We start from the raw sequence: 11,831 nt of genomic DNA, 5'->3' as shown, positions 1-11,831 counted from the left end.
CCTGAAGGCGGGTTACGTGTCCAAGCGAAGACTCCTCCCACTCGGCGTCGCCGCAGCCCCGTCGATACCGCCCGGCCCGACGGCAGCCACTCAGCCGCCCGTCGGAACCGGCGATCACATCGTGGTGCTGCGCCAAGGCGCGGAGGCCGACGCGAAGTTCGCCCACAGCTTCGCCGGCGGCCTCGGCACCTGCCCCCATGAACGCACCGACGCCAACCATCAGGTGCAGTCCGGCTCGACGACGACCACCCCCACCCCGTGCTTCATCGCCACGGCGATCAGCCCCCTGCCTCGTCCGTCCGGAAGGTGAACGTCATGCGCAACCCCCACACATCCTCCGCCGCGCTCGCCGCAGGCGCCGCAGCGCTCACCCTGCTGCTCACCCCCACCCCGGCGCACGCCGCGGTCGTGTCTGTCACGTTCGACTGTGAGGCCCGTCCGCCCATCGGCGGACCCCGCCAGTCGACGCAGAAGAGCGACGTGGACGCCACCGCCCCGGCCAGCGCCGCACCCGGCAGTGCCCTCGACATCCGCCTGGCCACCGGCGACATGGCCGTGCCCGCCGATGTGGACGGCTACAAGGTCAAGGAGATCAAGGACATCAAGCAGCACGCCGCGATCACAGGCGCGAGCATCAACGCAGCCAAACTCGATGGCGGTTCGCATCCTTCCAGTGCCAGCGTCTCGGACGGCAAGATCACCGTGAGTATCCCGGGTCCTGTGCCCGGCGGGTCCACGCTCACTCCGCCCGTACTCACCGCAGGCGTCACCGCCGGCCAGAGCGGCTCGGTGGTGTCCAAAGTCGCCGGGACCAGCTACAACGACCCAGGTCTGACATTCACCGCGGTGGTCTCGGCCGGGGGCCTCAATCACAACGTCCCGGTGTCCTGTTTCCCGAACCCCAGCCCTGAGCTGACCAACACGGCGATCGGCTAGCACCGTCAACGGCTGCGGCGGGCCGCATCCGTACGCACCCTCCCGCCGCAGCCTGTCGCTTCCTGACGCAGCCATATGGCGATCCCAACCCCGAGCGGCCCTCGGCTCCTGCCGAGGGCCGCACACAACCCCACCTGCCCAGCCGAACAGAGTCCGAGGTTTCAGGCTGCTTCTTGCGCTGCACGTCCTGGCACCGCGGCCGGCGGGTTGTGCGGGCCGCCGATGGCGTTCAGGACGGCTTGGCCCTGGTTGTCGACGAACTTGGTGAAGATCTGCTGGGCGTAGCCGAAGATGATGGCCCAGGCGATGATCTGTGCCGACGAGTTCAGGGCAGTGAGGCCGGGGACGAACTCCCCGCGCATCAGCAGCAATCCCAGCACGGCGGTCAGCGCACCGGTCGGCAGCTTCAACATCGCCAGGACCACAGGCACGTTGTACGGCGTCGACGTGCCCCTGATACGGCGCAACGTCGCAGCAGAGGCGAGGGCCGCGGCCACGACCCCGACGATCTCGACGATCAGGTAGTCCCATGCCGATGCGACCTTCGCGAACTCCTCCGCGACATTGGCAGTCTTGGGATCCGGTTCCATGCCGGTGGGGCAGACGATGCCGATGCTCGGCGGCCTGAAGCACAGCGGTACCAAGTCCGGCGACAGACTCGTCAGGACTGCGACTGCGGCCGCCAACAGCCAGAGACCGATGGTCACGTACAACACGATGCCAACGAAGCTGTGCACGCGGAGCTTCTCGCGTTGCAACGCCTGCTGGGCGGTCACGACGGCACCGACCACAGCTTCCCGTTGCGCAGCGGTCAGCCGCTCCTTCCGGATCGCCAGTCCGATCTCCTCGACCCGTTTCCTCCGCTCATCAGTGACGGGCAGATGCTCCCGTACGAGGGCCACCAAGCCGGGCATCAGCGCCTCGACATCGGCCAACGGCGCCATCCGCAGCATCAGGCTGTACGCCACGTCGAGGTGGACATTCGCGGCGGCCAGGTGCTTGTTCACCCGGCGGCCCGGGTGATCCTCATGGGCCAGTGTCTGCTCCGCTTCGCCCAGCTCCACGAGTGCTTGCTCCGCCAGTGCCGGGGCCGCCGACCGGATGCCGGGATCGTCATCCTTGGTCGCTCGATCCCTCGTGGCCTCGATGCGCGCGCGCATCTCGCTGATGCGCGAGCGGGTCCCCTCACGGAGCTCCCACGCGCCCTTCTCGTACCGGCGCTGCCCGACCGATCGACGCTGAGTCATGTTCGCGACTATCGCTAACCTCGGCCACACATCACGCACCGGCGGCGCCGCACTACTCCATTCGGCCCCGCGGCGTTACGCCATGCAACCAGCGCCCAGGCCTCGCCCCTCGCTCAACTCCGTCTTCGCCAGTTCCGTCGGCTCGTCAAGCGTTGTGTGGGCCTGCGGGCGTCAGCACACGCAGCCACGTCACCGTCGTGCCACGCCCGACCGGAAGCCGTCAGCCGCGCGCCCTCTGTGTATCCAAGGGCATATGCCTCCGACCTTTCGCCTGTTCAGCGGTACCGGGTGATCGACTGCCCTGACACCGTGGCTGTCGTTGCCCGCGCACCATGTGGCGGGAACAGCCGGATGCGACGTGAGCCGCGCGTAGCAGCAGGACCGTCGGCCTCCTGCCCGAGAAGCGGCCCATGATGATCACCGGCGCACCCTCACACCACACCGTGCAGACAGCCATCCAGCCATGGGCCTGCCGGCGGCCGACCGAGTGATGCTGGCTGCTCTACCGTCCAGGAGAAACCATGCGTGTCATCATCCAGATGCGGCCAGCGCCCGATGTCGTGGCGGCCGTGATCGACCCGAATGTCTCGACTACCGCTGACGACGTCGCCGGGCCGATCCCCGGCGTCGCATTGGACCCGGGGTACACGCCCGTGGCGGTGCCCCAGCCTCAGCCGGCGACGACGGGCGTCGACCCGTTGTCGCTGGAGCAGCCGCTCAACTTCTCCATGGCCCCCGAAGACGCCAGCGTCCTCGTCCGCGGGGAAATCCAGGACTACGACGTCGCGAGCCGGCTGTCCATGCTCAACATCTCCCGGCCCGACATCATCAGAGTCTCCTCGGACCCCGTCATCGAGACCATGCCGACCTGCGGCGGAGACACCCCGGTGGGTGACTGGCACGAGGTCCAACGGCACGTCGGCGAGCTGAAAGCGGAAGGGCTGGACGGGGCCGGCGTTGCGGTCGCCATTCTCGACACGGGCATCAACACCACTCATTTGTCCAGTGAACTCGGCGTCGACGTTGCCGTGGACGCCGATCGGAGCTGGAAACCCGCGAGCGTCGCCGGACAGTTCGGCCAGTTCCCGGTCCATCACGGCACTATGTGCGCCTTCGACGCGCTGATCGCCGCCCCCAAGGCGAGCCTCCTCGACCTGCCCGTGCTGCTCTCACAGCGGCCGGGCGCCACCGTGATGGAAGGGCTGCTCTCCGACGCGATCGCGGCCTACGCACACCTGCGAACACTTCTTGAAGCCATGCCTCCGGAGCGCCGGGCCCTGGTCGTCAGCAACAGCTGGGGCTCGTTCAGGCCCAGCTGGGACTTCCCGCCCGGCCACCCCGGAAACTACTCGGACAACCCGGCCCACCCCTTCAACCTGGCCGTCACCGCCCTTGAGCAAGCCGGCGCGGACGTCCTGTTCGCCGCGGGCAACTGCGGCCGCGACTGCCCTGACGGTCGCTGCGGGTTCACCGACCGGCCGATCAACGGCGCCAACTCACACCCCCGCGTGCTGTCCATCGCAGGCGTGGACACTCGAGGAGCACGGGTCGGCTACTCCTCCCAGGGCCCAGGACGGCTTCATCACCGCAAGCCAGACGTCTCCGCCTACACGCACTTCGAAGGCTCACACGCCTTCGGCGCCCAAAGCCCGGACTCCGGCACATCGGCAGCGTGCCCGGTCGCAGCTGGGCTCGTTGCGGCCGTACGCTCCGAGATGGCGGTCAAGGAACTCTCCCCGGCCCAAATGCGCACCCTGATCCGCCGGACCGCCGACGATCTTGGGGCCGCAGGCTACGAGTATGATTACGGGTACGGCGTCGTCGACGCGCCGGGAATCATGGAGGCGCTGCGTCGGCGCAAGAAGAACGGCGGCCGCCCCTAGGAACCCGATGGCCCCCGAAAGCCCTACCGTCCTCATGACCGTGGCGCTCCCACCGGGAGCGACACTCGAAGCTGCTATGCAACAGCTGGGGCTTTCGTCCCACGAGGTCGACACGGAGTACGGACTCGTGTCGGTAGATCCCACTCAAGGCATCTACGCCCTCTTGGTCACGGAGGAAGCCGCATCACGGTCCAAGGACAAGCCCGGTGCCGAGGGGCCATACGTCAATCCGAAGATCGAGCCCTTCGGTCCGCCGGAACCGAAACCGGGACCTGACGAAAGCGGCGGCGGGGAAAGGTAACCACATCCGCCACTGCAGAGCCGCCGGCCCCGGAACACCCAGAAGTCCCCTGGGTAACGAGCTGCGATGCCGATGCCGCGCAGCGTGCTGGCCGACGGCGGCCGTCACAGAGGTGCTCCGACGGCGTTCACCGGCGCCCGCCTGCTGTCGGCACTCGCGCCGGTGAACCCCATCGACGGGCAGCGGGGATCTCGCCTACTCCATGCACTGCCGGATCGCATCCAGGCAGCGGCCCAGCGCCGCCTCGGCCTCCGGTCCGAAGGCCGCGTGCGCGAGGATCTGGGCGAGGAGGCCGAGTCCGGCAATGAGGTCTTCGTCGCTGCTCGACTCAATGATCACTTTGGCCCCATCGTCATCATCGGTGAGCAGGGCGCGAGTGAGCGCGGTCGCCGCGGCGAGCTGGTCGTACGTTGTGACGTCCATCGCGGTCATCTTCTTCGGGACTATGCGTCCAGTGTCACGCCGTCCCGTACTCCGCGGCTTCGACCCGCTACCAGGGCACGCGAGCCCGGCATGATCGGCCGGACAGGGCCTGACCTCCGGTCCGGTCACGAACGTCAGGTCGTCGGGACACGCGCTGCCAGACCGCGATGTCGCACAGCCCGGCGAGCCGCCGAAACGCCGAGTCAGGCAGTTCACGCAGCGGGGACCGCTCAAGCCAGCGGAACGGACACCGGGCCGGGAGCCGGCGATGAGCGTGCCATCGCGGTCAGGCTGGAGAGGGGACCCAGGCGACGCACAGGACGATCACCAAGACGCTGTAGGCCGCGCGGCGATAGCGCGCAAGGACCTCCCGCACAGCCACCTCCAGCGGCGCAGCCATCGCACGAAAGCTCCACGCCACGACCGCTGTTGGCCGCCCGGCGAGGTACGCGTCCCACCCTCGGTCTTCCGACGGGACGTGCTTCCCCCGACGGCCCGTCAGCCATTGGGGTGATCTACGTCGCCCTGCGACGGGGGTTGCGTTCTTCTGAGCATAAATAACCGGGCAACCCACGCGACAGACGGAGACAGTAGATGCAACGCGCGATCAAACTCGTGTCCCTCGCGGCCTTCGCGGCTGCGGCCATTGGGCTGCTTGCCCCCCATGCCCAAGCTTCGGACACCGCGGATAACGCGGATAGCGCGGACAACAGTGTCTGCGTCGTCGGCCTGTGCCTCCCCGTTGGGGAACTGAAGTCCCCCATCTGACCGGCAGGGCCGCTTCGACTGCTGCTGTCGGCACCACCACTCCACGACGCCGTGTCGGCGCCTGCCCCCGGGGCGCGACGCCCAGACCATGGCGTACGTCTGACGCCAGGCGCCCAAGATGACGCTCGCGTCAGTCCGCTGTCGCCGTGAGCCCTGTTCCTGAGTCGGCGGTGAGGGACAGCTCGCGGTGGTCCTGGTCGTACGAGACCGTGCCGGACAGGATCGAGCGGAGCTTGTTCTCGGTCTTCATCACCGGGCCGGGGCACATCTGGCGGGTGCTCGCGAGCTTGCCGAACTCGATCCGGCCGTCCTCGACGGTGGCTTCGGCACTGAAGGTGTTGCAGCCGAGGCTGCCGCTCACGCGGCCGTCCTTGCCCAGGGTGAAGTTCGCCTTGCCTTTGGCGCCTGCAGGCAGGTCGTTCGTGGACTCGTTCTCGACGAGCCCGGTCACCGTCCACTTGGTGCCCTCGAGTGGTTTCGGCGGTTTCGGCGGCGCCGAGTTGAGGGTGATGCTGTCGCCATTGTCCTTGGTCAGGGTGAGGGTCTTGCCCGCGTCGGAGACCTTGGCCCTGAGGTCGCCGCGCAACACCTCCATGAACCGCTCCTCGAACGCGTGGCAGCCCATCAACGTGTTCACCATGTCGCGGACCTTGATCGTGTCGCCCTCGATCTCGACGTCGGCGCTGAAGCCGTTGCAGCCTCCCGAGCCTCCGGACTTTCCTCCGACCACGTCCTCGTCCAGCTTGCCGGGATCGAACTCCACATAGGCGTCCGTCCCCGGCGGCAGGGTGTATTCATTGCCGTCGGCCGTGACGCTCTTCGGTACCCAGCGGACACCGGTCACGGGTGCGTCGCCCCCTACGCGGGCGCTGCCGGTCTGCGTGCCACAGGCGGCCAGGGCGGCGATGCCGACTGAGGCCACGGCGGCGTACGTGACGTTCATCCCTCGTTTCATGCCGATGTGACGTATGCGAATGACGCCGGGTTCCGTCCCTGCGATGACGACGGACAGCCGGGTCCGGCATGCCCAGCTGGTCAGTCCGTTCCTTCGGAACGGGGCAGTTGGCCGTCCGCACGGGTGGAGTGTCGCCGCGACTGCTGTGCGCGGACCACAGCGATGAGGAGGACTGCGGCGTGGTAGTAGACGAGACCGTTGACCAGAGGGGACCACCATCGGACGGCTTGCGGGTGAGCCGCGCTCGGGTGATCGCGTACATACGCCGAGGCCTGCTCGAAGGTCAGATACCTGTCCAGCGTGAACCCGACCCCGGTGATCCCGAAGGGAAATCCGCGGAAGATCCGGTAGCCGAATGCGCCGCCGGTGTGTCCGCCGTAGCGGATCAGCCACCAGCTCAGCCCGACGGCGACGGCTGCGCCGGCTCCGGTGAGTACGGTTTCCCTGGCGCTCAGACGCGAAGCACGCCAGCCCCTGAAGGTGAGGACCGCGCCGAGGGCGACGACCGTGCCACAGGCGAGGTCCACGACAGCCGGTTGATAGACCAGCGAGGAGGCGAAGGGCCCCCCACCGGCCGTCGACGTCAGACCGGTCAGCAGGCAGATGGCGGCGGTCGCGGCGCTCAGCGCCAGGAACGGCCAGGTCAGCAGAATCGATGAGGCCCAGCGCAGCCGGGCTGAACGAGTGCCCAGCGGGCGGGTCACTGCCACCTCCACTCTCGAAGAGCGCCGCATGGCGCACCGCGCAGCAGTCAAGTACAGCGATCACCACGCCCGCAACTGATGGCGAACTCCCTTGGCACCGACGCCAGTTGCGATGGCCGGAATGCGACGGCGTGCCGGCGGGGGAGGACCGTGTTCGCGGCATGGCCCGGCGGCGCGGACTTCGCGGGCAGTGACCTTCCCGTGGCGACCGGGGGATGCAGAACGCCGGGGCCGGTGGATTCGGTCAGCGGCCGTGGGCGTAGCCGTTGCGGGCGGCCATGTGCAGGCGTACGCGGTGATGGTGCTCCCGCTTCTGGGCATGGGCGGCGACCTGGTCGTACACGGCGCCGGAGGCGAGGGTGCGGACGGCATCCATGGCCCAGGGCGAGGCCGAGCCTTCCTTCAGCAGCACGTCCATCGCGACGGCCATCTCGTGCCGCAGGGGGTTGTCGATCTTCGTGGTCATGGCGGGTCCTTAAGGTCTCTGCTTCCAGTGTCACGCTGTGCGGAAACAGCGGAAACAGCTGTCCGGAAGTGCGGAAACAACCGTCCGGAAAGCACCGGACCCGCCGCGCCGCCCCCTCCCACCAGGCCCCACCAGACGGTCACCCGGCTGAAGAGGGCCGCAGACGGCCGCGGCGGGGGTGTGCCCGGACGAGGGGCCCGGGGGTGCTCCTGGCCAGGGGGCCTGGGCACAGCTCAGCGGCCGCGCAGACGCTCCAGGTCGCGCCGGTCGCGCTTCGTCGGCCGCCCGGCACCGCGGTCCCGATGGGCGACCGCCGCGAGGTCCTCGCGCGGCGGTGGCGGCGGGCTGTTGTCGATGAAGCACTCGGCGGCCACGGCCGCCCCGACGCGCTTGCGCACCAGGCGTGAGACGACGACGATCCGCTCCCGGCCGGCGTGGCGCAGCCGCACCTCGTCTCCCGTCCGCACCGCATGGGCCGGCTTGATGCGTTCTCCGTTGACGCGTACATGGCCCGCGCGGCAGGCGGTGGCGGCCAGCGAGCGGGTCTTGGTGAGCCGTACGGACCAGATCCAGCTGTCGATCCGTACGCTCTCCTCGTCTGCAGCCATGCCACGACTGTAAGGCCCAGGCCCTCCCCGTCGGCCCCGAAGCCCGCCGAAGCCCTGCGAGCCCGCCGGGGGACGGCCGGCGGGCTCGCAGGTGTGTGCGGGGGGACGACCAGGTGACCGACGAGGGCGGCGGACCGCCGGCATGGGGGTCCCGGCGGTCCGCCGTCCTGTCTTCTACGCGAGGGTCATCGCGTAGATCTCGACGCGCGAGTCGTCCGGCAGCGAGACCGAACGGACCGTCTTCTCCCCGTCGAGCTTCAGGGCCGTGCCGAAGAGCCGTACGGACGGCCCGTCGACACCGCTGCCACTCTTGATGCGGTGCGGCATGTCGAGGACGACCGTGCTGCCGTCCGGCGCGGACCCCGCCCAGTCGCCGAACGTCACCGGTGTCTCCGTGCTGCTGCCGTCCGCGTAGTACACGGTCAGTGAGGTCGTCACCGGACCGTTGTGCGACGCCCCGACCAGCCGCAGTGCACTGTGCTGTCCAGCGGGCAGCAGTAGGGCCTGCCCGCGTGCCTCGAGGAAGTTGTTCGCCGTGCCGGTGGGGTCCGGCGCGTCGTACGTCACCCCGTCCCACGTGACCGGCCCGGCCTTGGGCAGCAGGTCGCCGTCGTAGCTCCAGCCGTGCCCGTCGAAGTTGCCCTCGTCGGGCTGCGCCACCGTGGCCGTGCCGTCGTGGCCGAGGTCCCCGCGCAGGTTCACGGCACACTGCCCGTCCGCCTCCGTCGCGCAGGTCGTGGCAGCACGCACCGCCACCGTCGCCTGGCGGGTGACGGAGTTGGCCCCTGGGGCCGCGACCTTCACCTCCACGGGGTAGGACCCGGCGGAGGTGCCCGGCGGCACGGTCACGTCCACGGACACCGTCTTCTGCACCGGCCGGTGGTTGGACTCGATCTCCAGCGGAGAGCGCGGGGTCACCGTCGCCTTCCAGCCGCTTGGCACCTTCGGCGTGACCGAGACGTCCAGCTCATCGGGGTCCTGTGCGAGGACGTCCAGCGTGAACTTCGCGGTCTGTGCGGTGTCGCCGGTGGGGACGACCGCCGAGGCGGGGCGCAGCGACGCGTCGACGTGCCGACGGCTGTCGGGGGACGCCCGGTTGACGGACGGCGGCTCGGCGTCCTTGCCCGTGCCCCAGGAGGAGGGGGAGGTCCCGAGCCGGTGAGCCAAGTTGCCGCCGTGCGCGAGCCGGTTCCAGCTCAGCCAGCTCTGCGACACGTTCTGGCCGTTCAGCGCCACGCTCTGGATGTACCGGTTCGTGTCGCTCGCTCCCGGCGCTTTGATCGTCAGCGTGCCGCCCTGGCCCCGGGTGCCCGAGGCCTTGGGGTAGCTGCCGATCTGGACGGTCGCCGACTCGAACTGCGGGCTGGACAGCGCCAGGAAGCCGCCGCCGCTCATCGTCGGGTACAGGCCGAGCGAGGAGAACACGTACCAGGCGGACATGGTCCCCAGGTCGTCGTTACCCGTCATCCCGTCCGGCCCGTTGGTGAACAGCGTCATCGCCGCTCGCACCACCGTCGCGGTCTTCGCCGGATCGCCGACCCAGTGGTACATGTACGGCGCGTGCAGATCCGGCTCGTTGTTCGGGTTGTACGTCGGCTTCCCGTAGTAGTCGTACGGCGCGGAGATCCAGTCGTTCCGAGCGGTGCCCGCCGGGTCGGTGAGCAGCTTGTCGTAGACGAAGAAGGAGTCCAGGCGCTTCTCGGTGGCGCTCCGGCCGCCCATCAGGGCGACGAGACCCTTCGGGTCCTGCGGGACGAGCCACTGGTACTGGTACGCGCCGCCCTCGTGGAACTGGTGGCCCGCCTCGACCGGGTCGTACGGCGTGCGCCAGGTGCCCTCGACCGTCCGTGGCCGGAACTGGCTGATCGAGGAGTCCCACAGGTTCCGGTACCACTGCCCGCGTGCGGCGAACGTCCGGGCGTCGGAGGAGTGCCCCAGCCGGTCGGCCATCAGCGCGAGTGACGCATCGGCGGCCGCGTACTCCAGCGTCGCCGACGCCGGGTGCTTGCAGTCGTTGTCGCCGCCCTTGTCCGCGCAGTCCTTGCCGATGTCGAGGCCTGAGGGGAGATAGCCGCGCTTGCTGTAGTAGTCGACGCCGGAGCGTCCGTTGTACGGCGAGTCGGCGGGCGGGGTACTGGTCGCGTTCTTCTTCAGCAGGGCGTACGCCTCGTCCTCGTGCCCGGCGAGCAGGCCCTTCGACCACGCCTCGACGAGGAAGGGGGTGACCGGGTCACCGGTCATGATGTTGGTCTCGCTGTTGGCGAGCGCCCAGCGGGGCAGCCAGCCGCCGTCCCGGCCGGCCGCGACGACCGACAGCGACACGTCCCGGGCGACCTTCGGCTGCAGGATCTGCAGGAGCTGGTTCTGCGGCCGGTAGGTGTCCCAGAGCGAGAAGTTCTGATACGGCGTGAAGTCCTTCGCCGTATGCGCGTTGTTGTCGAATCCCTGGTAGCGGCCGTCCACGTCACCGGCGAGGTTCGGGTGTAGCTGGGAGTGGTAGAGCGCCGTGTAGAAGGCCTTCTGCCGGTCCGGTGAGCCGCCGTCGATCCGGATGGAATCGAGCTGCTTCTTCCAGGTCTCCTGAAGCGCGGCGCGGGTGGCGTCGAAGTCGAAGGAGTCCTTGGTCTCCGCCGCCAGGTTCTTCCGGGCGCCCTCCACGCCGGTGTAGGACAGTCCGACCTTGAGGACGACGTCCCGGTCGGTGGTCGCGTCGAAGGTCACCCAGGCGCCGTTGCGGCCGCCGCCCTCCGCGTCGCGGGTGTCGGGCCTGGGGTCGCCGCTGTCCCATGTGCCGTGGGCGGTGAAGGGCCGGTCGAAGGTGGCGGTGAAGTACACCGTGTGCTCGTCGTGTCCGGCGCAGAAGCCCCCGGCGCGCACCCGGCCCTCGATGGTCCGGTCGCCGACGACATGCACCTCGGAGTCCATCACGGACTGGTTGGCCTTGCCCGTGTTGAACAGCACGTTCGCCGCGCCGGTGGACGGGAAGGTGTAGCGCTGCCACCCCGTGCGCTCGGTGGCGGTGAGCTCGGCGTTGACGCCGTACTTCTTCAAGCCCACCCGGTAGTAGCCGGGGGTGGCCTTCTCGTCGTCGTGGCTGTACTGGGAGCGGTACGCGTTCGGGTCCACGGTGTCGACCGCGCCCGTGGTCGGCATGATGGGCAGCTCGCCCATGACGCCGCAGCCGACACCGGACAGGTGGGTCTGGCTGAACCCGTAGATCGAGTCCTGCTGGTAGTCGTAACCGCCCTGGCCGCCAGTGTCCGGGCTGACCTGGACCATGCCGAAGGGCGCGCTCGCACCGGGGAAGGTGTTCCCGAAGTTCTGGGTTCCGACGAACGGATTCACCAGATCGATCGGTTCGGCGGCCGCGGCGGCGGAGGGCTCGGCGAGTCCGAGCATTCCGCCGCCCACGAGCACGGCGGCCATCAGACCCGCTGTCACACCGGACGCGCGGGAGCGGATCGGTCTGAAAGCCAACCCCATGGGACATTTCCCTTCACTAACCGACAACGTTGTCACCGTTGTTGGGCGGAACCGTAA

10 protein-coding genes are annotated in these 11,831 nt (G+C 69.0%); 3 read left to right on the top strand and 7 right to left on the bottom strand.

The annotated features are described in order from the left end of the window. Positions 1–16: 16 nt before the first annotated feature. A complete protein-coding gene (locus ACTWQI_RS01350; protein WP_443266563.1) occupies positions 17–310 on the top strand; it encodes a hypothetical protein in 294 nt (97 codons plus the stop codon). A 5-nt stretch (positions 311–315) separates the two neighbouring features. Further along, positions 316–936: a cyclase gene (locus ACTWQI_RS01345; protein ID WP_443266562.1), complete on the top strand. Its 621-nt coding sequence runs from the start codon at positions 316–318 to the stop codon at positions 934–936. 161 nt (positions 937–1,097) lie between these two features. On the opposite strand, the gene ACTWQI_RS01340 is transcribed toward ACTWQI_RS01345, so the two are convergent. Beyond that, complete coding sequence (locus tag ACTWQI_RS01340) at positions 1,098–2,183, bottom strand: hypothetical protein (protein WP_443266560.1); 1,086 nt, start codon at positions 2,181–2,183, stop codon at positions 1,098–1,100. Between the two features lie 521 nt (positions 2,184–2,704). Between ACTWQI_RS01340 and ACTWQI_RS01335 the strand changes: the two genes are divergently transcribed. Next, complete coding sequence (locus tag ACTWQI_RS01335) at positions 2,705–4,066, top strand: S8 family peptidase (protein ID WP_443266557.1); 1,362 nt, start codon at positions 2,705–2,707, stop codon at positions 4,064–4,066. A 496-nt stretch (positions 4,067–4,562) separates the two neighbouring features. On the opposite strand, the gene ACTWQI_RS01330 is transcribed toward ACTWQI_RS01335, so the two are convergent. From ACTWQI_RS01330 to ACTWQI_RS01305, 6 genes are all read right to left on the bottom strand, one after another. Further along, on the bottom strand, positions 4,563–4,790 hold the full coding sequence (locus tag ACTWQI_RS01330; protein ID WP_443266555.1) for a hypothetical protein: 228 nt from the start codon (positions 4,788–4,790) through the stop codon (positions 4,563–4,565). Between the two features lie 898 nt (positions 4,791–5,688). Then, positions 5,689–6,513, bottom strand: a complete 825-nt coding sequence (locus ACTWQI_RS01325) for an META domain-containing protein (protein WP_443266554.1) — start codon at positions 6,511–6,513, stop codon at positions 5,689–5,691. A gap of 80 nt (positions 6,514–6,593) precedes the next feature. Further along, the gene (locus ACTWQI_RS01320) at positions 6,594–7,217 is read right to left on the bottom strand and encodes a hypothetical protein (RefSeq protein WP_443266553.1); all 624 of its coding nucleotides are present in this window, start codon (positions 7,215–7,217) and stop codon (positions 6,594–6,596) included. 244 nt (positions 7,218–7,461) lie between these two features. Further along, positions 7,462–7,683, bottom strand: a complete 222-nt coding sequence (locus ACTWQI_RS01315; RefSeq protein WP_443266552.1) for a hypothetical protein — start codon at positions 7,681–7,683, stop codon at positions 7,462–7,464. Positions 7,684–7,916: 233 nt separating this feature from the next. After that, on the bottom strand, positions 7,917–8,291 hold the full coding sequence (locus ACTWQI_RS01310) for an RNA-binding S4 domain-containing protein (protein ID WP_443266551.1): 375 nt from the start codon (positions 8,289–8,291) through the stop codon (positions 7,917–7,919). 174 nt (positions 8,292–8,465) lie between these two features. Then, on the bottom strand, positions 8,466–11,774 hold the full coding sequence (locus ACTWQI_RS01305) for a GH92 family glycosyl hydrolase (RefSeq protein ID WP_443266550.1): 3,309 nt from the start codon (positions 11,772–11,774) through the stop codon (positions 8,466–8,468). Between the last annotated feature and the right edge of the window lie 57 nt (positions 11,775–11,831).

The sequence above is a fragment of the Streptomyces sp. KR80 genome (genome assembly GCF_052245555.1).
GTDB lineage: Bacteria > Actinomycetota > Actinomycetes > Streptomycetales > Streptomycetaceae > Streptomyces.
This window is presented reverse-complemented; position numbering and strand designations above follow the sequence as displayed.

What these genes read in the sequence shown, in the direction of transcription:
- ACTWQI_RS01335 (WP_443266557.1), top strand. Translation starts at nt 2,705, where the DNA reads ATGCGTGTCATCATCCAGATGCGGCCAGCGCCCGATGTCGTGGCGGCC.
- ACTWQI_RS01345 (WP_443266562.1), top strand. Translation starts at nt 316, where the DNA reads ATGCGCAACCCCCACACATCCTCCGCCGCGCTCGCCGCAGGCGCCGCA.
- ACTWQI_RS01305 (WP_443266550.1), bottom strand. Translation starts at nt 11,774, where the DNA reads ATGGGGTTGGCTTTCAGACCGATCCGCTCCCGCGCGTCCGGTGTGACA.
- ACTWQI_RS01340 (WP_443266560.1), bottom strand. Translation starts at nt 2,183, where the DNA reads ATGACTCAGCGTCGATCGGTCGGGCAGCGCCGGTACGAGAAGGGCGCG.
- ACTWQI_RS01325 (WP_443266554.1), bottom strand. Translation starts at nt 6,513, where the DNA reads ATGAAACGAGGGATGAACGTCACGTACGCCGCCGTGGCCTCAGTCGGC.
- ACTWQI_RS01310 (WP_443266551.1), bottom strand. Translation starts at nt 8,291, where the DNA reads ATGGCTGCAGACGAGGAGAGCGTACGGATCGACAGCTGGATCTGGTCC.
- ACTWQI_RS01315 (WP_443266552.1), bottom strand. Translation starts at nt 7,683, where the DNA reads ATGACCACGAAGATCGACAACCCCCTGCGGCACGAGATGGCCGTCGCG.
- ACTWQI_RS01330 (WP_443266555.1), bottom strand. Translation starts at nt 4,790, where the DNA reads ATGGACGTCACAACGTACGACCAGCTCGCCGCGGCGACCGCGCTCACT.